21 protein-coding genes are annotated in these 19,652 nt (G+C 71.2%); 16 read left to right on the top strand and 5 right to left on the bottom strand.

The features are described 5' to 3' along the window. Window positions 1–98: 98 nt before the first annotated feature. The 6 genes from ACZ7CF_RS26115 (at window position 99) to mutM (ending at window position 3,697) form a co-directional block, all read left to right on the top strand. Window positions 99–815 carry a DivIVA domain-containing protein gene (locus tag ACZ7CF_RS26115; RefSeq protein WP_360391123.1) on the top strand — a complete coding sequence of 239 codons (717 nt, stop codon included), beginning with the start codon at window positions 99–101 and terminating at the stop codon, window positions 813–815. 228 nt (window positions 816–1,043) lie between these two features. Then, window positions 1,044–1,625, top strand: coding sequence for a YceD family protein (locus ACZ7CF_RS26110; protein ID WP_360391120.1), 582 nt, complete (start codon window positions 1,044–1,046; stop codon window positions 1,623–1,625). Window positions 1,626–1,627: 2 nt separating this feature from the next. Continuing rightward, the gene (rpmF, locus tag ACZ7CF_RS26105; protein ID WP_030467958.1) at window positions 1,628–1,810 is read left to right on the top strand and encodes a 50S ribosomal protein L32; all 183 of its coding nucleotides are present in this window, start codon (window positions 1,628–1,630) and stop codon (window positions 1,808–1,810) included. Window positions 1,811–1,826: 16 nt separating this feature from the next. Further along, a complete protein-coding gene (rnc, locus tag ACZ7CF_RS26100; protein WP_470370796.1) occupies window positions 1,827–2,630 on the top strand; it encodes a ribonuclease III in 804 nt (267 codons plus the stop codon). A gap of 7 nt (window positions 2,631–2,637) precedes the next feature. Then, window positions 2,638–2,838, top strand: a complete 201-nt coding sequence (locus ACZ7CF_RS26095) for a hypothetical protein (RefSeq protein WP_030467960.1) — start codon at window positions 2,638–2,640, stop codon at window positions 2,836–2,838. 1 nt (window position 2,839) lies between these two features. Further along, complete coding sequence (mutM, locus tag ACZ7CF_RS26090) at window positions 2,840–3,697, top strand: bifunctional DNA-formamidopyrimidine glycosylase/DNA-(apurinic or apyrimidinic site) lyase (protein WP_360391114.1); 858 nt, start codon at window positions 2,840–2,842, stop codon at window positions 3,695–3,697. Between the two features lie 4 nt (window positions 3,698–3,701). Here mutM and ACZ7CF_RS26085 read toward each other — a convergent pair whose 3' ends face one another. Beyond that, the gene (locus ACZ7CF_RS26085; protein ID WP_470370795.1) at window positions 3,702–4,994 is read right to left on the bottom strand and encodes a toll/interleukin-1 receptor domain-containing protein; all 1,293 of its coding nucleotides are present in this window, start codon (window positions 4,992–4,994) and stop codon (window positions 3,702–3,704) included. A gap of 91 nt (window positions 4,995–5,085) precedes the next feature. On the opposite strand from ACZ7CF_RS26085, the gene ACZ7CF_RS26080 reads away from it, so the two are divergent. From ACZ7CF_RS26080 to ACZ7CF_RS26065, 4 genes are all read left to right on the top strand, one after another. Beyond that, entirely contained in the window at window positions 5,086–6,480 is a 1,395-nt protein-coding gene (locus tag ACZ7CF_RS26080) for a toll/interleukin-1 receptor domain-containing protein (protein ID WP_470370794.1), read from the top strand. Next, window positions 6,477–7,064 carry a PASTA domain-containing protein gene (locus tag ACZ7CF_RS26075; protein ID WP_470370793.1) on the top strand — a complete coding sequence of 196 codons (588 nt, stop codon included), beginning with the start codon at window positions 6,477–6,479 and terminating at the stop codon, window positions 7,062–7,064. The genes ACZ7CF_RS26080 and ACZ7CF_RS26075 overlap by 4 nt, the downstream gene beginning before the upstream one ends. A 133-nt stretch (window positions 7,065–7,197) precedes the next feature. Continuing rightward, a complete protein-coding gene (locus ACZ7CF_RS26070) occupies window positions 7,198–7,521 on the top strand; it encodes a PadR family transcriptional regulator (RefSeq protein ID WP_360391102.1) in 324 nt (107 codons plus the stop codon). Beyond that, window positions 7,518–8,630, top strand: coding sequence for a DUF1700 domain-containing protein (locus ACZ7CF_RS26065; RefSeq protein ID WP_458430593.1), 1,113 nt, complete (start codon window positions 7,518–7,520; stop codon window positions 8,628–8,630). The genes ACZ7CF_RS26070 and ACZ7CF_RS26065 overlap by 4 nt, the downstream gene beginning before the upstream one ends. A gap of 34 nt (window positions 8,631–8,664) precedes the next feature. Here the strand turns inward: ACZ7CF_RS26065 and ACZ7CF_RS26060 are convergent, their stop codons facing one another. Then, complete coding sequence (locus ACZ7CF_RS26060) at window positions 8,665–9,105, bottom strand: MarR family winged helix-turn-helix transcriptional regulator (RefSeq protein WP_090095422.1); 441 nt, start codon at window positions 9,103–9,105, stop codon at window positions 8,665–8,667. A gap of 331 nt (window positions 9,106–9,436) precedes the next feature. Here ACZ7CF_RS26060 and ACZ7CF_RS26055 point away from each other — a divergent pair, with 331 nt between their 5' ends. Together ACZ7CF_RS26055 and ACZ7CF_RS26050 are read left to right on the top strand one after the other, a co-directional pair. Further along, window positions 9,437–11,926: a DUF4118 domain-containing protein gene (locus tag ACZ7CF_RS26055; protein WP_470370792.1), complete on the top strand. Its 2,490-nt coding sequence runs from the start codon at window positions 9,437–9,439 to the stop codon at window positions 11,924–11,926. After that, complete coding sequence (locus ACZ7CF_RS26050) at window positions 11,923–12,603, top strand: response regulator (protein ID WP_470370791.1); 681 nt, start codon at window positions 11,923–11,925, stop codon at window positions 12,601–12,603. Before ACZ7CF_RS26055 ends, ACZ7CF_RS26050 begins: the two co-directional genes overlap by 4 nt. A 6-nt stretch (window positions 12,604–12,609) precedes the next feature. On the opposite strand, the gene ACZ7CF_RS26045 is transcribed toward ACZ7CF_RS26050, so the two are convergent. The 3 genes from ACZ7CF_RS26045 to ACZ7CF_RS26035 all read right to left on the bottom strand — a co-directional run bounded on the left by ACZ7CF_RS26045 (window position 12,610) and on the right by ACZ7CF_RS26035 (window position 14,485). Next, the gene (locus tag ACZ7CF_RS26045) at window positions 12,610–13,119 is read right to left on the bottom strand and encodes a hypothetical protein (protein ID WP_360391091.1); all 510 of its coding nucleotides are present in this window, start codon (window positions 13,117–13,119) and stop codon (window positions 12,610–12,612) included. Window positions 13,120–13,247: 128 nt separating this feature from the next. Next, a complete protein-coding gene (locus ACZ7CF_RS26040) occupies window positions 13,248–13,715 on the bottom strand; it encodes a hypothetical protein (protein WP_360391088.1) in 468 nt (155 codons plus the stop codon). Window positions 13,716–13,759: 44 nt separating this feature from the next. After that, window positions 13,760–14,485 carry a CAP domain-containing protein gene (locus tag ACZ7CF_RS26035; protein WP_360391085.1) on the bottom strand — a complete coding sequence of 242 codons (726 nt, stop codon included), beginning with the start codon at window positions 14,483–14,485 and terminating at the stop codon, window positions 13,760–13,762. Between the two features lie 63 nt (window positions 14,486–14,548). On the opposite strand from ACZ7CF_RS26035, the gene ACZ7CF_RS26030 reads away from it, so the two are divergent. The 4 genes from ACZ7CF_RS26030 to smc are packed head-to-tail and all read left to right on the top strand — an operon-like array spanning window position 14,549 to window position 19,631. Beyond that, window positions 14,549–14,839 (top strand): acylphosphatase, encoded by a 291-nt coding sequence (locus tag ACZ7CF_RS26030; protein WP_470370854.1) that lies wholly within the window; start codon window positions 14,549–14,551, stop codon window positions 14,837–14,839. A 32-nt stretch (window positions 14,840–14,871) separates the two neighbouring features. Continuing rightward, window positions 14,872–15,378 carry a sigma-70 family RNA polymerase sigma factor gene (locus ACZ7CF_RS26025; protein ID WP_360391082.1) on the top strand — a complete coding sequence of 169 codons (507 nt, stop codon included), beginning with the start codon at window positions 14,872–14,874 and terminating at the stop codon, window positions 15,376–15,378. Further along, window positions 15,375–15,977, top strand: a complete 603-nt coding sequence (locus tag ACZ7CF_RS26020; RefSeq protein WP_470370790.1) for an anti-sigma factor family protein — start codon at window positions 15,375–15,377, stop codon at window positions 15,975–15,977. Before ACZ7CF_RS26025 ends, ACZ7CF_RS26020 begins: the two co-directional genes overlap by 4 nt. A gap of 60 nt (window positions 15,978–16,037) precedes the next feature. Then, on the top strand, window positions 16,038–19,631 hold the full coding sequence (gene smc, locus ACZ7CF_RS26015) for a chromosome segregation protein SMC (RefSeq protein ID WP_470370789.1): 3,594 nt from the start codon (window positions 16,038–16,040) through the stop codon (window positions 19,629–19,631). Window positions 19,632–19,652 lie beyond the last annotated feature (21 nt).

Raw genomic sequence — 19,652 nt, 5'->3', positions numbered from 1 at the left:
TGTCACCGAATCTTGACACGCCCTGCCGATCTCCCTCTTTCGGGGAGACCGGCAGGGCACACTTGTGGGTGGGAGCCACAGGGGTTAGGGAGTGAGACGTGTACCGGGTGTTCGAGGCACTCGACGAGCTGGTGACGATCGTCGAGGAAGCGCGCGGAGTTCCGATGACCTCCGGCTGCGTCGTGCCGCGTGGTGACGTGCTCGAACTGCTCGACGACGTGCGCGACGCCATCCCGGCCGAGCTGGACGACGCGCAGGACGTGCTCGACCACAAGGAAGAGCTCGTCGGCAAGGCCAAGCACGAGGCAGAGACCGGCGTGTCCAAGGCCCGTTCGGACGCCGATCGCATCCTCGCCGAGGCCCAGGCGGAGGCCGAGGCGATGCTGTCCGACGCCCGCGCCCGCGCCGAGCGGATGGTCGCGGAGGCGGAGGACCAGGCGGAGCGCACGGTCGCCGCCGGCCGGCAGGAGTACGACGACCTGGTGGGCCGTTCGCACGCCGAGGCGGAGCGGATGATCCAGGCCGGCCGGGCCAACTACGAGCGCGCCACCGAGGAGGGCCGCGCCGAGCAGGCCCGGCTCGTCAACGAGCAGGAGGTCGTCCGCGCGGCCCACGCCGAGGCCGCCCGGCTGCTCGACGCCGCCCAGAACGAGTCGATCCGGCTGCGGTCGGAGTGCGACGCCTACGTGGACGGCAAGCTCGCGGACTTCGAGGACCTCCTCGCGCACACCCTGCGGTCGGTCGGCAAGGGCCGTTCGCACCTGCGCGGCCCGGCCGTCGCGGGCGCCGCGGCACCGTTCGACTACGGCTCCTGACTTTCACCCCTTCGCGTTTCCAGAGGGCACGCGGGGAACTTGCGTACCCCAGAAGGGCACGCGGGGTCCCCGCGTGCCGTCCGGGGACAGGGGAGGGGGCACCTGAACGTGTGATTCGTGTTACGTCGGGCAGGTGCGATCACCTGGCGATTTCACTCGCGGAGGCGTCGTCCCGTACCCTGGACCGGCTGGACGTGGTAGGTCCCCGTTCCAGCACCCAACCCGATCATGACTGAGCATCGCCACGCGTCCACGCGTCCCACAGCATCAGGACCCTGGGTCATCGACACCAGGGACCTCGGCCGTCGCGCCGGTTCCAGCCGACCCTTCATCCGGTCGGTACCCGCCGCAGGAGTGGGTCTGCTGGGGGTGATCGCGGTGCCGGAAGGCGGGGAGGTCGAGCTCGACCTCCTCACCGAGTCGGTCGTGGAGGGCGTGCTCGTGTCGGGGACGGCGTTCGCCAAGGTCGAAGGTGAGTGCGCGCGGTGTCTCGACCCCATCTCCGATGAGGTCGAGGTCCGGATCACGGAGCTCTACGCGTGGCCGGACAGCACCACGGACGAGACCACCGACGAAGACGAGATCAGTCGGATCGAGAACGATCTGATCGACCTCGAGCCTGTGGTGCGGGACGCCATCGTCCTCGCGCTGCCGCAGGCGCCGCTCTGCGAGCCGGACTGCAAGGGGCTGTGCCCCGAGTGTGGTGGCAGGTGGGCGGAGCTCGGGCCCGACCACGGGCATGAGACGATCGACCCTCGTTGGGCCGCGTTGCAAGAGCGGTTCAGCGATGACAACAACGAGGAGAAGTAGTCGTGGCCGTCCCGAAGCGGAAGATGTCGCGCTCGAACACCCGTGCGCGCCGTTCCCAGTGGAAGACGTCTGCCGTGCACCTGGTGGCGTGCTCCAACAAGGCTTGCCGCCAGCCGAAGCCGCAGCACGTCGCCTGCCCGGCCTGTGGTCAGTACGCTGGCCGCCAGGTCGCTCAGCCGGCCTGATCTCCTCGGCCACGTAGTGGGGGGAAAGCCGCCGCGCGCTCCGCGAGCCGACCGCGCGACTTTGCTCGAAGCGCTCGGCGTCCACCTGGACGCCGAGCTGCTCGTGCTCGCGCTCACCCACCGGTCGTACGCGTACGAGAACGGCGGGTTGCCGCCGAACGAGCGTCTCGAGTTCCTGGGGGACGCCGTGCTGGGGCTGGTCGTCACCGACCACCTCTACCGCACCCACCCCGACCTCCCGGAGGGTCAGCTCGCGAAGCTCCGCGCCAGCGTGGTCAACATGCACGCGCTCGCGGGGGTCGCACGCAACCTGGGTGAGGGCGGACTCGGTGCGCACCTGCTGCTCGGCCGCGGCGAAGAGCTGACCGGCGGCAGGGACAAGGCGAGCATCCTCGCCGACGGCCTGGAAGCCGTCATCGGTGCGGTGTACCTGCAGTTCGGTATCGATACCGCACGAACGTTCGTTCACCGGCTGTTCGATCCACTCTTGGCCAAAGCTCCGCTTCTGGGTGCTGGACTGGACTGGAAGACAAGCCTGCAGGAGCTCACCGCTCAAGCCAGTCTCGGCGTCCCGGAGTACCGCGTGGACGACCAGGGGCCGGACCACCGCAAGGAGTTCACCGCCACGGTGCTCGTCGGTGGTCAGCCCTACGGCAAGGGTGATGGGCGCACCAAGAAGGAAGCCGAGCAGAAGGCCGCGGAAGCGGCCTATCATGTTCTGTCGGAACGCGTGCAGGCCGAGCAGGAGCCGGCCTCGTCCGCGAACGGACAGAATGGCGCCTCGGTGACGCCAGGGACCGCCCCAACCGAGGAAGACTGAGACCGCAATGTATGCGACCAGGAACCGCACGAACCGCCGCACCCGCACCGTCCGCGGGCCGGTGAACACCTCCCGCAGCGGAGGAATCCAGGGCCTTGTGCTGGTCAGGGACACGAGCCGGGCCGGTGTGTGGGTGCTCAAGCCCACCAAGCCGCAGGCCGCCGTGATCGAGGCGCAGCCCGTCGACGAGGGCAAGTCCGAAGCCTGACGTGCCCGAACTCCCAGAGGTCGAGGTAGTCCGCCTCGGCCTCGAAGCCCACGTCGCCGGCCGGGTGATCTCCTCGGTCGAGGTGCTGCACCCGCGTGCGATCCGCCGGCACGACCTGGGCTCCGCGGACTTCTGCGCGCGCCTGGCCGGTCAGCCGATGACCGCAGCCAGGCGCCGTGGCAAGTACCTCTGGGTGGAACTGGCCGACAAAGCCGCCATGCTCGCCCACCTGGGCATGAGCGGCCAAATGCTCGTCCAGCCGTCCACGGCACCGGACGAGAAACACCTTCGCGTTCGGTTCCGGTTCGCCGACGGCGGCCCGGAGCTGCGCTTCGTCGACCAGAGAACCTTCGGCGGCCTCGCCTTGGCTGAGCTGGTCGAGGTCGACGGCACCCTCGTCCCGGACACGGTCGCGCACATCGCCCGCGACCCGATGGACCCGCTCTTCTCCCGTGATGCCGCCGTGCGCGCGTTGCGCCTGCGTCACACGGAGGTCAAACGGGCCCTGCTCGACCAGACCCTCGTCTCCGGCATCGGCAACATCTACGCCGACGAGGCCCTCTGGCGTGCCAAGCTGCACGGCACCCGCATGACGGACAAGCTCACCAAGGTCAAGGCCGCCGAGCTGCTCGACCACGCCACCGACGTGATGCGCGAGGCCCTCGGCCAGGGCGGCACGTCGTTCGACGCGCTCTACGTCAACATCAACGGCCAGTCCGGCTACTTCGACCGCTCGCTCAACGCGTACGGCCAGGAGAACCGGCCCTGCAAGCGGTGCGGCGCGATGATGGTCCGAGAGCCGTTCATGAACCGGTCGTCGTTCTCCTGCCCGCGCTGTCAGCCGCGCCCGCGCCTCTGACGCCTCACGGCCGCGTGACCCGGTCCTGGATGCGCTGCACCTGGACGTGCACCTCGTCGGCCACCTCGCGCCGCACCCAGCGCTGCCGGCGGAACGCCGCCTCGACCGTGGCCCAGGCCATCGCCGCGACGAGGCCGAGTGCGACCGCAGGGACCCAGAGCCGCATCGCCGGCAGTGCCGCCGACGTCAGCAGCCCGACCGATGCCGCAGCCCACGCCGTGTAGGCGACCAGGTAGCCCGTCGGGTCGGAGGTCAGCCACCGCCACCGGCCGCGGCTCGCGTCCCGTGCGAGCACGTCGGCGGCGTTCTCCAGGTGCACGAGGTGCCAGCGGACCCGTTCCGCGTCGGCGGTGGCGTGCTTGCGCCGCAGGCGTTCGAGCTCGCGGCGCACCGGAGCCGGCTTCACCGGGTGCCGCAGCCGCACCGGCCAGTGGTCCTCGCGGAACTTCTCGGTCTGGTAGTTGCCCAGCACGAGGAACACCAGGTACAGCACGCCGACACCGGCGCCGACGACCAGGAACGGGCGCAGCCGCGGGTTGACCGGCGAGCTGAACACGAACGCCACGACCACCGATTCGAGCAGGATGAGCAGCGGCGCACCGACGGCCAGGTGGTAGCGGGTCGGGTCGACGTACTGCGAGAGCCGCTCGGCCGTGTTGAGCGGCTTGCGCGCCAGCGAGACCACCGACACCGCGAACAGCACCGCCGCCAGCACCACTACCCCGAACACGCAAAGGTAGACGGCCGCTTCCTGCCAGTCGCCCGGCACCAGCACGATCGGCGCGGCGAACGCGACGGCGCCGGCCACCCCGGCGACCGGTCCTGCCCACGGCTTCGGCGGCGTCTGCGCGATGGCGGCCCGCCGCCGGGGTTCCGCGGCGATCTTGTCGACGAGGAGGTCGTGACCGGGGTCGTCGTCGGCCCGGTGGGCCTGGAAGTTGGCCAGCTCCCTGATCGTGCGCGGCAGTTCCTGCGCCCGCGGCATCCTCGCGCCGCCGAAGAGCACCGGGATGATCGTCTTGCCGGCGTCGAGGGCCCACCTGATCTCGTTGTGCACCCAGTCCGTGCCGTCGGTCCGCAGCTCCCGCGCCCAGCCGTCGTGCACGACGACGAGCACCACGTCGGACCGGTCGAGGTGGCGGCGCAGCTGGTTCGGGTAGCGCCGGCCGTGACCGATCGAGGCGGAGTCGAGGAAGACGGTGCCGGCGCCGAACCGTTCGGCGAGCCGCTCGTACAGCCCCCGGACGAACGCGAGGCGCTCGTCGTGGCGCCGGTAGTTCAGGAAGATGCCTCCCATGGCGTGCGACCGTAGCGGTACGGACACCGTGCGCGACAAGAGTTCGAGCGGATTGGACCGACGGGCCCCGGGAAGCAGGTGAGTCGGCGCGATGAGCGGCGGCATCTTCGTCAGCTACCGCAAGATGCACGACGGCGAACGGCGTGTGCACGCCCAGACCATCGAGGCGATCGTCGAACGCCTCCAGCACCACTTCGGTGAGGAGAAGGTGCTCGTCGACGTGGAGCTGGAGCCGGGCGTCCACTACCCGTCCCGGCTCCGCGACTGGCTGCGGGGCTGCGAGGTCGTGCTGGTGGTGATCCACCGCGAGTGGCTGGACGACCTCCGTGCGCGTCGCGGTGAGAAGTGGGACTGGGCGCGCTGGGAGGTCGAGACCGCGCTCGCCATGGGCCTGCACCTCGTCCCGGTGCTGCTCGACAACGCCCGGCTGCCCGGCAAGGAGCAGCTGCTCGCCGAGGACTTCCCCGGTCTGGCCGAGCTCGGCACCCGGCAGTACTGGCGGATCGGCTTCGGCAGCTGGAAGAAGGAGCTGGCGGAGCTGCTGCGAGCGCTGGAGGTGCGGGTCGCCACCGAGCCCCTGCCGGCGGCGGAACGACCGGAGCCTGTGCGCCGCAAGCACTTCCGGGCGGAGATGGGCGCGGCGGTGGTCACCGGCCTGACGGCGCCGTGGGTGCTGGCGCACTCTCCGGCGGGGCAGGGGCAGCCGGAGGAGTTCCTGGTGGCGCTGTCGATCGCGATGACCGTGGTGCTGGTCGTGTGGCTGGTGGTGGTCGCGGCCTGCTACGCGCTCCGGCACCTGTACGACCGGTACGACGTGCTGTTCGCCGAGGCCGGGCCGAACTCGAAGATCACCAACGGCCTGCTCGTCGCGGGCATCGGTCTCCTCCTGCTCCTCCTCGGCGCGGTGCTGTCGTACCGGGCGGTCGTGGCGGTGATGCTGGTGGTCGCCGCGTACGCCTTCGCGAGAGGCCACCGGTGGGTGGAGGAACGCCGCCGTGAGCTGTGGCCGTACCCGCACCTCGAACCGAGGTCCGAGCCCGTCCGCGGTGTGCTCGCGCACGCCGGCCGGTTCGTGGCCGAACGCGACCTGCTCACCAGGGCCGAGCGGGACCAGGTCGAGTTCGTGCTCGGGCAGGTCGAGTGGGCGCGGCGGCGGATGGACGACTTCGCCCGGCTGGGCAGGTGGGCGTGGTTGCGGCAGGCGGGGAGCCTGCTGCCGGCGGCGTACGTGCTCGTCCTCGCCGCGGTGGCCGGCTCCGCGGTGCTCGCGATCGCCGAGGGCGCCGTTCCGTCCTACGGGGCGTTCCTCGCCGGCTCCGTCGTCGTGGCGCTGCTGTGCTGTCCCGTCACCTTCGAGCTCGCGTTCCGCTTGCAGCGGTGGCAGCGCCGGACCGTCGTGGCGGACCTGCCCGCTCACGTCGAACGGGTGCGCGCGCGGCTTGCCGAGATCAGCGTTCCGCCCACCCGACAGGAGCACGCCGGATGAAGATCGTCATTGCCCTGCTCGTCCTCGTGCTCGCCGGGTGCGGGAACACGCCACCGCCGGGCCCGACCGCGCAGAGCACGCCCACCGTTGCCGAGGAGAAGGTGCCGAAGGTCGTGGAGCTGCGGCTCGCCGAGGCGCGCGAGGTGCTGAAGGCACGGGGATACCGGGTGGTCGAGGAGGACGCGACCGGGCAGCGGCGGCCGGTCCTCGAACCGCGGAACTGGGTCGTCACCTCCCAGCTGCCGGAGGCCGGCGCCGACGCACCGGGCGGGACGGAGGTGGTGCTGGAGGTCCGCAAGCCCACGGACGCGTCGACGAGCCTGCCGCCGCCCGCGAAGGGGACCGTGCCGGACGTCGTGTGCCTCGACCTGCAGAAGGCGCAGGACACGTTGCAGGCGGCCGGGTTCTTCGTGTTGTCGTCAGAGGACGCGACCGGGCAGGGGCGGCGGCAGGTGGCCGACCGGAACTGGGTCGTGGTCAGCCAGTCCGCGGCCGCGGGCAGCACGCCCGAGGCCACCGTGAAGATCACGCTCGGGGCGGTGAAGCTCGGCGAGCCGACCGGGGCGTCCGGCTGTCCGAGCTGACGACGCCAACCGGCACCGGCCTCCCGCGTCCTACGACGGGAGGCCGTTCTCGTCGCGCCGGAGCATCAACGGGTTCGACAGTACTGTGCGATGCGTAGTACTGTTCACCACGCAACAGTGCGTCGGAGGGGCCATGGACACCAGTCAGCTGCTCAAGGGGGTGCTGGACCTGGCCGTGCTTGCGGTTCTGCGCAAGGACGACGGGTACGGCTACGACGTGGTGCGCAGACTGCGCGCCGGGGGGTTGAACGACGTGGGGGACGCGTCGGTGTACGGGACGCTGCGGCGGCTCTACAACGCCGGGATGCTGACGTCGTACGTGGTGCCCAGCGAAGAGGGCCCGCACCGCAAGTACTACAGCATCAACGAGCCCGGCCGGGTGCGCCTGGCCGAGTCGAGGGACACGTGGCGGTCGTTCGCCAGCACGCTGGACGGCCTGCTCGGGGAGGTCGCATGAACACGCAGGCACTGGGTGTCGAGCACTACGTGGCCGGGATGCGGGCCGCGCTCGACGACCTGCCGCCGCACGAGGTCGCCGAGATCATGGAGGACGTCGAGGCGCACCTCGCGGAGCTGTCGACCGAGCTGGGCGAGGACGAGACGATCGAGCGGCGGCTCGGGCCGCCCGAGCAGTACGCGCGGGAGCTGCGGCAGGCCGCCGGGTACCCGCCGCGGACCGAGCGGGTGCCGGTCACGGTCAAGCAGGCGCTGCTGACGCGGCCGCGTGCGGCGGCGTGGGGGTTGGCGGCGGCCACCGGGATCACGCTGCTCGCGGGGGCCGCGGCGTTGCGGGAGCCGGCGATCCTGCTGCTGCCGGCGGTGATCCTGGTGCTCAGCCTCGCGCTGGTGCAGGACCGCGGTCCGCAGCAGGCCGAGGTGATGAACCTGCGCGAGACGGTCAAGCTCAAGGAGTGGCTGACGCCGCAGGAGGGCACGCCGGCCGAACGCGCGCTGACCTACCTGCGGTCGTTGCAGCCCGCGTGGTGGCTGGTGCGGGCCGGGCTGCTCGGGCTCGGTGCCGTGCTGCTCGCCGGTCGTGACCTGCTCGGGTTCCTCGCTCTGGCCGCGATCGCCGTCGTGTCGGTGTTCGCGGCGCCGCGGGCCAAGACCGACCGCCGGTGGCTGTGGTTCACCCTGCCGGTCAGCGCGCTGGCGGTGGGCGTGCTGTTCTCGGTGATCGACGTGGCGGCCGACCAGCTGCGGTTCGGCGGCCCGGCGCGGCAGTCGTACTCGGCCCCGGTCGTGCGCGAGTACGAGAACATCTACGTCCGCGACGAGAACGGCAAGCTGCTCACCAACGTGCTGCTGTACGACCAGGACGGGCAGCCGATCAACGCGTCCGACCGGTACTACGGCTGCCAGAACCGCGGTGAGGAACCGATGATTCCGGCGAACCAGTACCCGCGGCCGAAGATCGACTACGAAAACGGTGTCTGTTACACCGTGACACCGAGTGCGGACACTCCGTCATCGGCGCCGAGTTCGGTGAGTTCGAGTGCGCCACCGCCTTCCAGTGGCGCACCGTCGAGCTCGGTGACACCCACTTCTGTGCCACCTAGCAAGTAATGCCGGGAGCGGGACCCGTCGGGGGGTCCCGCTCCTACTTGTTTTCCTGCGGGTCGGCCAGGTGGCGCAATACGGGCATGGCGGACCGCAGGTGTTCGCGGTCTTCCGGCGAAAGTTCCGACATTCTTTCACTCAATAGTTCTGCTTCGCCGTGAGCGAGCGACAGGATCGTCTCGCGGCCGACTTCGGTGAGCACCACAATCGTGGCCCTTCCGTCGGCCGCGTCGGGCTCCCTGCGGACCAGTCCGGTGGACTCCAGGCTGGTCACGACCGTTGTCGCGGTCGGCTGCGAACACAGCGCGCGCACCGCGATCTCGCCGATCCGCATCGGGCCGTGGGCGCTCAGTTCTGACAGCACCAACAACTGGGTGGGTTGCAGACGACGGGCCGGAGCGGCCTGTCGAAGACTTCGCACCAGCCGGTGCACGGCCACCACGAGTTGAAGTGCCTCGTGGTTGGTGACGGTGGTGGGCATCGTTTCTCCGCGCGCATGTGATTGTCCGAATTCGGACACGAACCCTGGCACTTTCCCTCATTCACGCTCCGCGCGCTATCCGCCAATTGCCGATAACCCATTCGGCCGTTGTGGTGACCGGAGGTGTCACAGCGCGCGTCCAGCACGCTTGAATGCGCTGGTAAACGGCGTAAAAAGCGCACTGCGGTTCCCGCGAACGGGTGGCGTGCGGCACCGTGGTTCCGATCGGTCAGAACGTGTGACAAAGATCCGCGAAGGAGCGCCGGTGTGCCCGGGTGGCGTAGCGCGTGCCTCCGAACGGCCGGTGGGGGTGCGGGGGCAGACTGACGAGGTGAGTGCGAAACCCAGGCGTGGCGAGCTCCGCATCTACCTCGGTGCCGCTCCGGGCGTCGGCAAGACGTTCGCGGTGCTCGGCGAGGCGCACCGCCGCCGGGAACGCGGCACGGACGTGGTCGTCGGCCTCGTCGAGACGCACGGCCGCGCGAAGACCGCGGACCTTCTCAGCGGACTGGAAATCGTGCCGCGGCGGCGGAGCACGCACCGCGGTGTCGAACTCACCGAGATGGACGTGGACGCGGTGCTCGCCCGCGCGCCCGAGGTCGCCGTCGTCGACGAGCTCGCGCACACCAACGCACCCGGCTCGCGTAATGCAAAAAGGTGGCAAGACGTCGAAGAACTGCTGGACGCCGGCATTGACGTCCTCTCGACCGTCAACGTGCAGCACCTGGAATCGCTGAACGACGTCGTCCAGCGCATAACCGGCGTGCCGCAACAGGAAACCGTCCCGGACGAGGTCGTGCGCAAAGCCGAGCAGACCCAGCTGGTCGACCTCACACCGGAAGCCTTGCGGCGCCGGCTCGCCCACGGCGACGTGTACGCGGCCACGAAGATCGACGCCGCGCTCGGCAACTACTTCCGCGTCGGCAACCTCACGGCGTTGCGGGAGCTCGCACTGCTGTGGGTCGCGGACCAGGTCGATGTCGCGTTGCTGCGTTATCGCACCGAACAGCAGATAACGGACACATGGGAAACGCGCGAACGAGTCGTCGTCGCCATCACCGGCGGCACGGAGAGCGAAACGCTCATCCGTCGCGCGCGCCGCATCGCAGCGCGCGCGGGAGCGGACCTTCTCGTCGTGCACGTCCTGCGCGGTGACGGTCTCGCGGGTGCCGATCCGCACTCGTTGCAGAGGTACCGCACGCTCACGGAGGACGTCGGGGCCACGTTCCACACCGTCGTGGGCGATGACGTGCCCACGGCACTGCTGGAGTTCTCGCGCGGGGTGAACGCCACTCAGCTGGTGGTCGGCACCTCGCGCCGGTCGCGGCTCGCACGTGTGTTCTCCGCGGGCATCGGTTCGACGGTCGTGCAGGAGTCCGGTGCGATCGACGTCCACATGGTCACGCACGCGGCGACCGGCTCCGGCTGGCGGGCCCGGTTCGCCGCCAGCCCGCTGCGTCCGGGACGGCTCGCGCTGGGCTGGGTCCTGGCCGTCGCCGGACCCGCTGCGGTCACGGCGGCGGGCGCGACCCTGCGCGAGGGCCTGAACTTCTCCACGACCGTCATCGGCTACCTGCTGGTGACGATGGTGGTCGCGACCGCAGGCGGCCTCGGACCGGCGCTCGCGACGGCCCTGCTGAGCGCGCTGCTGCTGAACTTCTTCTTCACCGAGCCGCTCTACACGTTCACCATCGACGCGCAGCAGAACGTGCTCACGTTCGTCGCGATGATCATCGTGGGCGTGTCGACCGCGCTCGTGGTGGACTACGCCGCCCGACGCGCCACCCAGGCCGCGCGCGCTCGCACCGAAGCAACCCTCCTCGCCTCGTACGCGCGCACCGTGCTGACGAACCCCCATCCGCTCGCACGACTGCTGGAGAAGGTGCGGGAGAACTTCGGCCTGACGTCGGTCGCGCTGCTGGAACGGGCCGACGGCGAATGGCGGCGCGTGGCGGCCGTGGGCGCGCATTCGCCGGACGAGCCGGACGACGCCGAGATCGACATCGCGGTGACCGCGGACGTGCACCTGGCGGCCCGCGGCCGGTCGCTGCCCGCCTCCGACCGGCGGGTGCTGGAGGCGGCGGCCGGTCAGGCCCTGCTCGCGCTGCGCCAGCAGCGGATGGCCGAGCAGGCGCTGGAGGCCCAGCGGCAGGCGTCGCGGACCGAGCTGCGCACCGCGTTGCTCTCCGCCGTCGGCCACGACCTGCGCACGCCGCTGACGTCCATCAAGGCCTCCGTCTCGGCGCTGCGCGACCCGGACCTGACGCTGTCGGACCGGGACACGGCCGAGCTGCTGGAGACCGTCGAGGAGTCGGCCGACCGGCTCACCGGCCTCGTCGACAACCTGCTCGACTCCTCCCGCCTCGCGACCGGTGCGGTCGAGCCGCAGCTGCGCGCGGTCGGCTGCGACGAGGCGGTGGCGCTGGCGCTGCGCGGCCTGAACGGCGACGTCGAGGTCGACGTCCCCGAGACGCTGCCGCTCGTGCGCGCCGACATCGGGCTGCTCGAACGGGTGATCGCGAACGTGGTCGGCAACGCGCTGCGTTACGCCGGTGCCGTGGCGGTGCGGGCCAGCGCCCACGGCGACCACGTCGAGCTGCGGGTCGTCGACCACGGCCGCGGCCTGCCCAGCGGGACGGCGGAGGCGGTCTTCGCCCCGTTCCAGCGGCTCGGCGACCGCACACCGGGTGGCGTTGGTCTCGGTCTGAGCGTGGCGAAGGGCTTCACCGAGGCCATGGCGGGCACGATCACGGTGGAGGACACGCCCGGCGGCGGCCTCACCGTGGTGATCGCGCTGCCGGCCGAGGAGGGGACCCCGTGACGAAGGTGCTGGTCGTCGACGACGAGCCGCAGATCGTGCGCGCGTTGCGGATCAACCTGTCCGCCCGCGGCTACGAGGTGCTCACCGCACCCGACGGCGCGACGGCGCTGCGGCTCGCCGCCGACGGCCGGCCCGACGTCGTCGTCCTGGACCTGGGCCTGCCGGACATGGACGGCACCGACGTCATCGCCGGCCTGCGCGGCTGGACGACGTTGCCGATCATCGTGCTGTCCGCGCGCACGGATTCGCACGACAAGGTCGACACGCTGGACGCCGGCGCCGACGACTACGTGACGAAACCGTTCGGCATGGACGAGCTGCTCGCCCGGTTGCGCGCCGCCGTCCGCCGCTCCGCCGTGACCGGCCCTGAGGACGAGCCGGTCGTGCACACGGCCTCGTTCACCGTCGACCTCGCGGCCAAGCGGGTGCTGAGGGACGGCGCGGAGGTGCACCTCACGCCCACCGAGTGGGGACTGCTGGAGGTGCTGGCGCGCAACGCGGGCAAGCTGGTCGCCCAGAAGCAGCTGCTGCGGGACGTCTGGGGCCCCGCGTACGAGAAGGAGACGCACTACCTGCGGGTGTACCTGGCGCAGCTGCGGCGGAAGCTGGAGCCCGAACCGGCCCGGCCGCGGCACCTGCTGACCGAACCGGGCATGGGCTACCGGTTCGAGCCCTGAGGGCGCCTACGGCTGGGGCGGGACCGGCGAGGTGCCGACGGTCGACGACGGCGTGGTCGGCGCCGTGCTCGACGTGGACGACCCGGTGGACGGGGTGGACGTGGCCGGCTCGGTCCACGACGTCGGCGGGTTGCTGTGCGTCTCGGTCGGCACCGCGGGGTTCGTCGTCACCTGCGGCTGCGCGGCCGGCTCCTGCGGCCGGGGCTGCTCGTCGGGACGCGCGGCCTGCCTGCGGTCCGAGCCGGCCTTGCCCGCCCCCTTGACCGACGACGACACGGTGACGACGACGGTGCTGGTGCTGCCGTCCGGGGCCACCGAGGTGAGCGTCTGCACGACGTCCGCGGTCGCGCGTTCCGGGGCGGCCTCCTGGCCGGAGCCGGCGAGCATGGCCGCGACGGTGGCGAACAGCGTGGCCACGACGACGCCACCGGCGGCCAGCACGACGGCCGTGCCGACGCGCTTCTTCTGCGGTGCGGCCGGCGAGCCGGGTGACTGCGGATGATCTACCTCGAACACACCCATCTCCTCGTGGGAAACCCGGTTGGATGGCTTTGCGTTCGAGTTATCGGCGGAAACGCACCAAGACCTCAGCAGGGCCACACCTTCGTGTAACCCTGTGTCACGTCGTGGGGACGGGCGTAACCCTACGGCGCCGTGGTCGTTGTGGCCGGCGCCGTCGTGGTGGTGGTCGTCGTGATCGCGGTGGTCGTCGTCACGACAGTCGTGGTGGTCGTCGGGTTCGTCGTCACCGGCGGCGGTTCCTCGGTCGTCACCGTCGTCGTGGTGCCGTCCGGGCGGGTGATCGTGGTGACCCGCGTGGGCCGCTTCGTCGTGGTCGTGGTGGCCGACGTGGTCGTCTCCGCCGTCGTCGAGGTCACCTCCGCGACCGACGAGGTGGTGGGCACCGTGGTGGAGGTGGTGCTCAGCGCGTCGCGCACGGCCTCCTTGCGCGGCGGCTGCTGGACGGGCGCCTCCGCGGCCGAGTCCGAGCCCGCGGCCAGCGAGGCGACCGCGGCGAAGACGGTGGCCAGCACCACGCCGGAGGCGGCGAGGATGATCTGGGGCGCACCGCGAAAGCGTGAACGCGCGTCGGGTTCCGGGCTCTCGTACACGAAGTTTCCCCTGCTCGAACCGTCAGTAGCCGTCTGTGGAGCCGTCAGAAGCCGAAGTTCTGCGTCCAGTAGAAACCGCGGGTGTCCAGGCCGACGCCCATGGTCGTGAACTTGCAGTTCTCGATGTTCGCCTTGTGGCCGGAGGAGTTCATCCAGCCCTGCATGACCTGCTCGGCGGTGCGGTAGCCCTGCGCGATGTTCTCGCCGCCGGGCTTCGGGTACCCGGCCGCCTTCATGCGCTCGGCGAAGTCCACGCCCTCGGGGGTGTCGTGGCTGAAGTACTTGCGGCTCGCCATGTCGGTGCTGTGCGCCTGGGCCGCGGTGGTGACGCGGTCGTCGATCACGAGCGCCTTGCAGCCCTTCGCGGCGCGGGCGTCGTTCACGAGGGCGAGCACGGCCTGCTCCGGCGTCTTGTCACCGGTGGGCGGCTTCGGCGGGTCCGGCGGCTTGGGCGCCTCGGACTGGGTCGTCGTCGTGGTGGTGGGAGCCGCCGACGAGGAGGTCGAGGAGGGCGTCGCCGTCGTCGTGGACGTGGTGGGAGCGGAGGAGGACGACGACGGGGTGGCGGTGCCCTGGACGGGGGTGCCGCCCGCGGTCTGCCTGCCGGGTGCGGCGGCGCTGCCCGATCCGAACTGGTTCGCCGCGTCGGTGCTCTCCTGCCGCGCGGCGGAGGTGACACCGATGCCGAGGGGAGAGGTGCCGCTGACGGCGAGGCCGCCGACGCCGGTCGCACCGATCAGCAGGCCGAGTAAGAGGCTGCGGGCACTCACGGCTGGGGACCGTACCACTAATGGGTGATAAGCCCAGGGTGCGTCTTCGGTCACCTCGGGTCACTGCGCGACCATTCGGAGGTGGACGTACGACTGAACGCGTGGGTGCGCGGACGAGTGCAAGGCGTGGGTTTCCGCTGGTGGACGCGGGCCCGAGCACTGGAGCTCGGCCTGGTGGGGAGTGCTTCGAACCGGGAGGACGGCCGGGTCGAGGTGGTCGCGGAGGGACCACGGGACAAGTGTGAACAACTCCTGAAGGCTCTCCGTTCGGGTGAAACTCCCGGCCATGTCGAATCGGTGGGTGAGCAGTGGTCCGGCGCCCGCGGCGGCCTGAACGGCTTCGTCGAACGCTGAACCTTCCGGCGACCGGTGGCGTAGAGGAGACCGTGGACTCCGGCGAAGACGTCCTCAACCAGCTGTACGAACGCTGGCGAGGCCCGTTGCTGCACTACGTGCTGCGACTGGTCGACGGCGACTACCAACAGGCAGAGGACGTGGTGCAGGAGACGTTGCTCAGGGCGTGGCGCCACCACGACGAGCTGGAACCCGACGACGCGGCACCGTGGCTCTACACGGTCGCGAAGAACCTGGTCATCTCCGGCTACCGGCGCCGCGGCGCACGCGCGACCGAGGTGCCGCTCGAACCCGTGGACCTGCCACCGGTCAGCGACCAGGTCGAGCACGTGCTGCAGGCGTGGCAGATCGCCTCGGCGCTGCGGGCCCTCACACCGGAGCACCGCGCCGTCGTCATCGAGCTGTACTACCGGCGCCGCACGGTCGCGGAGGCCGCCAAGACGCTCGGCGTCCCGCCGGGCACGGTCAAGTCGCGCTGCTTCTACGCGTTGCGGGCGCTGCGCGACGCCCTGGAGGAGAGAGGGGTGACCGAGGCATGAGCTGCGCGCACACCGTCGACGTCGGCGCCTACCTCTTCGGATCGCTCGACCTGAAGGAGCGCTCTGCGTTCGAACGCCACCTGCCCGGCTGCGAAGCGTGCCGGGCCGAGGTGCTGCGGTTCGCCCCGCTGCCGGGCCTGCTCGGCCGGCTGAGCCTGCGGGAGGTCGAGCACCTCGACGAGCTGCCCGCCGAGCCGCCGAAACCGGTCCGCGACCACCGTCGCCGCCGCCGTGTGCTGCTGGTGTGCGCGGCCGTGCTCGTCGCACTCGCGCTCGCCGGCGGCATCCTGTTCCTGCGGCCACCGCCCGCACCGACGTGGGCGGCGATGGACGCCGGCACCGGCGTGAACGCCGAGGTCGCGATGATCCAGAAGACCTGGGGCACCGAGCTGCGGTTCAAGCTCGGCAACGTCAAACCGGGCGCGCGCTGCAAGGTCATCGTGTTCGACCGGCGCGGGCAGCGGGAGATCGGCGGCTGGTGGGGGTCCGACCACACCGCTGACGAGCGGATTCCCGGCTCGACGTCGTTCCGGGTGGACCAGATCGACCGGCTGGAGGTGTCGGACGAGAGCGGCCTGCTGGTCACCCTCCGCCCTTAGGGGCGCAGGTCGGCCCCCGCCTCCCGCAACCGGCGCAAGCGCTTGGGTACTCTGCGCGGCGTGCACCTCAAGAGCCTGACGCTGAAGGGCTTCAAGTCCTTCGCCTCGGCTACCACGCTGCGCTTCGAGCCCGGCATCACCTGTGTGGTCGGCCCCAACGGGTCCGGCAAGTCCAACGTGCTCGACGCGCTGCGCTGGGTGATGGGCACGCAGGGTGCCAAGGACCTGCGCGGCGGCAAGATGGAGGACGTCATCTTCGCGGGCACCTCCGGCCGCGCGCCGCTGGGCCGCGCCGAGGTGACGCTGACGATCGACAACTCCGACGGCGTGCTGCCGATCGAGTACACCGAGGTGTCGATCACCCGCCGGATGTTCCGCGAGGGCGCCACCGAGTACGAGATCAACGGCAGCTCCTGCCGCCTCATGGACATCCAGGAGCTGCTGTCGGACTCCGGCATCGGCCGCGAGATGCACGTGATCGTCGGTCAGGGCCAGCTCGCCGCGATCCTGGAGTCCAAGCCGGAGGAGCGGCGCGCGTTCGTCGAGGAGGCGGCCGGCGTCCTCAAGCACCGCAAGCGCAAGGAGAAGGCGCTGCGGAAGCTGGAGGCGATGCAGGCCAACCTGACCCGCCTCACCGACCTCACCGCCGAGCTGCGCCGCCAGCTCAAGCCGCTGGGCAAGCAGGCCGAGATCGCCCGCCGCGCCCAGGTCGTGCAGTCCGAGCTGCGGGACTCGAAGCTCCGCCTGCTCGCCGACGACCTCGTGACGCAGCGCGCGGCCATCGCCCAGGAGGAGCACGACGAGGCGAGGGCCCGCGAACGCCGCGCCGAGGTCGAGAAGTCGTTGCAGGCCGCCCAGCACCAGCAGAACGAGCTGGAGGAGCGGGTCGCCGCCGACACCCCGAAGCTGCAGGCCGCCCAGGACACCTGGTACCGGCTGTCCGCCCTGGAGGAACGCCTGCGCGGCACCGTCCGCCTGGCCGCCGAACGCGCCCGGCACCTGTCCGCGGACGTGGACGCGCCGTCGCGCGGTCGTGACCCGGACGACCTCGACCGCGAGGCCGAGGAGACCGCCGAGATGGAGCTGGAGCTCCAGGAGGGCGTGACCGAGGCCCGGATCGCGCTGGCGGAGGCCGTGGAGACGCGCGCCGAGCTGGAGCGCATGGTCTCCCAGGCCGAGAAGGCGCACATCGCCGCCGTGCGCGCGATCGCCGACCGCCGGGAGGGCCTCGCGCGGCTGTCCGGTCAGGTGGAGGCGTTGCGCAGCAAGACGAACGCGACCGCCGAGGAGATCGAACGCCTCTCCGGCACGCTCTCCGAGGCCGCGGAACGCGTCGAGCTCGCGTCCGTCGAGCTGGCCGAGGCGCAGGCCGTCACCGGCTTCGAGGACGAGGGTGACAACGACCTCGACGAACGGCTCCGCCAGGCCGTGCAGGCCAACGACGCGGGCCGCCAGCGCGTCGAGGAGCTGGTCAAGGCCGAGCGCACCGCCGAACGCGACATCGCGTCGTGGCGGGCCCGCGTCGACGCCCTGTCGCTCGGTCTGACGCGCAAGGACGGCGCCGGCGCGCTGCTCGCGTCGGACGTGCCTGGCCTGCTGGGGTCCGTGGCCGCGCTGCTGACCGTCGACCCCGGCTACGAGGTGGCGCTGGCCGCCGCGCTCGGCCCGATCGCCGACGCCGTGGCGGTGTCCTCCGGTGACGGCGCGCTCGCGGCGCTGAAGCTGTTGAAGGAGAAGGACGCCGGCCGCGCGGGGGTGCTGATCGGCGGTCATGGGTCCACTGTGGACACCGCTCAGTGGGGACCGCTGCCGCACGGTGCGCGGTGGGCGGTCGACGTCGTGCACGCGCCCGAGGCGTTGCGTCCCGCACTGGCCCGCGCGCTCGACCGCCTCGCCGTGGTGGACGACCTGGACACCGCGGCCGGCTTGAACGTGCGCGCGGTGACCCGTGACGGTGACCTCTTCGGCACGGACTGGGCCGTCGGCGGCTCCGGCGGCCAGGGCCAGAGCGTGATCGAGGTGCAGGCCGCGGTCGACGAGGCCCAGGAGCAGCTGGCCACCGCGGAACGCGCGCTGCAGCACGCCTCCGCGGCGCTGGAGGGCGCCCGTGCCGAGCAGCAGGCCCGCCGCAAGGTGCTCGACGCGGTCAAGGAGGCCGTGCAGGAGGCCAAGGTCCGCCAGGCCCGCTCCGGCGAGCGGCTGAACCGGATGGCCGCCGCGGTGCGCTCGGCGCAGGCCGAGGTCGGCCGCATCACCGAGCAGCGCGCGAAGGTCGAGCGGTCGCGCGAGGAGGCCCTGCTGAAGCTGGGCGAGCTCGAAGAGCGGCTGCTGATGGCCGAAGAAGAGCAGACCATGGACGACGAGCCGGACACCGACCAGCGCGACGAGCTGGCCGCCGAGCTCGCCTCCGCGCGCCAGGCCGAGATGGACGCCCGGCTCGTGCAGCGCACCGCCGAGGAACGCGCGCGTGCGTTGCAGGGCAAGGCCGACAGCCTGCGCCGCGCCGCCCGTGCCGAACGCGAGGCCCGCGAACGCCACGCCCGCGCCACCGCCCACCGCGCCCGTGGCGCCGTGGTCGCGAAGGCCGTGGTGCGCGGCGGTGAGCAGGCGCTGGAGCGCATCGAGGTCTCCCTCGCCCGCGCCGCCCGTGAACGCGACCAGGCCCAGGAACGCCGCGCCCAGCACGAGCTGCTGCTGACCCAGGTGCGCAACCTCGTGCGCGAGATGTCCGGCGAGCTGGAGAAGCTCGTCGACGCCGTGCACCGCGACGAGGTGCTGCGCGCCGAGCAGCGCATGCGCATCGAGCAGCTGGAGACGAAGATCGCCGACGACTTCGGCATCGGCCTCGACGACCTCGTGAACGAGTACGGCCCGGACGTGGTGGTGCCCGCCACCGCCGCCGAGCTCGCCGAGTACCAGGCGGCGAAGGAACGCGGCGAGCAGGTCTCCGAGCCGCAGCCCTCGCCCTACGACCGCGACACCCAGGCCCGCCGCGCCAAGCGCGCCGAACGCGACCTGTCGTTGCTGGGCAAGGTCAACCCGCTGGCGCTGGAGGAGTTCGCGGCGCTGGAGGAGCGCTACAAGTTCCTCTCCACGCAGCTGGAGGACATCAAGGACACCCGCCGCGACCTGCTCACCGTCGTGAAGGAGGTCGACGACAAGATCCTGGAGGTCTTCACGCTGGCCTACGAGGACGTGGCGCGCGAGTTCGAGGTCGTGTTCAAGGTGCTGTTCCCCGGCGGTGAGGGCCGGCTGGTGCTCACCGAGCCCGGTGACATGCTGACCACCGGCATCGAGCTGGAGGCCCGCCCGCCCGGCAAGAAGGTCAAGCGCCTGTCGCTGCTCTCCGGCGGCGAGAAGTCGCTGGCCGCCGTGGCGATGCTGGTGGCGATCTTCCGCGCCCGCCCCTCACCGTTCTACGTGATGGACGAGGTCGAGGCGGCGCTGGACGACACGAACCTGCACCGCCTGATCAGCCTGTTCGAGCAGCTGCGGGAACACTCGCAGCTGCTGATCATCACCCACCAGAAGCCGACCATGGAGATCGCGGACGCCCTGTACGGCGTCTCGATGCGCGGTGACGGCATCTCGCAGGTGATCTCGCAGCGGCTGCGGACGAAGGGCGAGGAACCCGAGCCCGCGAACGAGGCCTAGGACGAGGGCGACCGGAGCGGG

Source organism: Lentzea sp. NPDC036955, assembly GCF_055608005.1.
The sequence above is the reverse complement of the archived record's forward strand: the minus strand, read 5'-3'. Positions and strand labels throughout refer to the sequence as shown.

Excerpts from the sequence above, each read along its gene's own strand:
- ACZ7CF_RS26070 (WP_360391102.1), top strand. The coding sequence starts at position 7,198 with ATGGACACCAGTCAGCTGCTCAAGGGGGTGCTGGACCTGGCCGTGCTT.
- ACZ7CF_RS26020 (WP_470370790.1), top strand. The coding sequence starts at position 15,375 with ATGAGCTGCGCGCACACCGTCGACGTCGGCGCCTACCTCTTCGGATCG.
- ACZ7CF_RS26085 (WP_470370795.1), bottom strand. The coding sequence starts at position 4,994 with ATGGGAGGCATCTTCCTGAACTACCGGCGCCACGACGAGCGCCTCGCG.
- ACZ7CF_RS26080 (WP_470370794.1), top strand. The coding sequence starts at position 5,086 with ATGAGCGGCGGCATCTTCGTCAGCTACCGCAAGATGCACGACGGCGAA.
- ACZ7CF_RS26095 (WP_030467960.1), top strand. The coding sequence starts at position 2,638 with ATGTATGCGACCAGGAACCGCACGAACCGCCGCACCCGCACCGTCCGC.
- ACZ7CF_RS26065 (WP_458430593.1), top strand. The coding sequence starts at position 7,518 with ATGAACACGCAGGCACTGGGTGTCGAGCACTACGTGGCCGGGATGCGG.
- ACZ7CF_RS26075 (WP_470370793.1), top strand. The coding sequence starts at position 6,477 with ATGAAGATCGTCATTGCCCTGCTCGTCCTCGTGCTCGCCGGGTGCGGG.
- ACZ7CF_RS26060 (WP_090095422.1), bottom strand. The coding sequence starts at position 9,105 with ATGCCCACCACCGTCACCAACCACGAGGCACTTCAACTCGTGGTGGCC.
- ACZ7CF_RS26110 (WP_360391120.1), top strand. The coding sequence starts at position 1,044 with ATGACTGAGCATCGCCACGCGTCCACGCGTCCCACAGCATCAGGACCC.